At 47.1% G+C, this 597-nt stretch carries 2 protein-coding genes; both read right to left on the reverse strand.

Annotated features, from left to right (window positions below; genetic code table 11):
• Positions 1-273: Mur ligase domain-containing protein (locus R7R78_RS27885; RefSeq protein ID WP_225474823.1), on the reverse strand; the 273-nt coding region annotated here is incomplete at its 3' end.
• A gap of 22 nt (positions 274-295) precedes the next feature.
• Positions 296-597 (reverse strand): glycosyltransferase (locus R7R78_RS27890; protein WP_318119708.1); only part of this gene is annotated, 302 nt, incomplete at its 5' end.

Consider the following 597-nt stretch of genomic DNA (forward strand, 5'->3'; position numbering starts at 1 on the left):
AATCGCGGTGGAAACGACTACCACACTAGCCTTTTCGACATTACTTGCTTGGTGACCAATAAATACGGTTGCCCCTTTCGACACTAAGCGCTCGGTTACTGGGTTTTCAGACAAGTCTGAACCCGTGATTTCATAACCTTCGTTTAGAAGAACTTCAGCAATGCCGCTCATGCCCGCACCACCGATACCGATGAAGTGGATGCATTTCACGCGACGCATTTCTGGTACCATCGCGCGAATCTGAGCTAAGTCTTGTGTATGTTGGATAGTCATTAATTCGATTCTCAATAATTCGTTAACGCTTTTCGGTCAAAGCGACAATGGCTTGTGCGACAACTTTGTCAGCATCTAATTTTGCGGCACTGCGTGCCTTTTGAGCCATTGAAAGTAAAGCTTGGCGATCCAATTGTTGGATCTGTTGAGTCAAAGACTCCACGGTTAAATCAGGTTGTTCAATCATCTTCGCAGCACCGCATTCCACTAAGTGGTCGGCATTCAGTGCCTGTTGACGGTCTTTATGCATGAACGGGATAAAAATCGCGCCTACACCTGCTGCTGAGACTTCAGATACCGTCAATGCGCCAGAACGGCACACTA

The sequence above is a fragment of the Vibrio sp. 2134-1 genome (genome assembly GCF_033339495.1).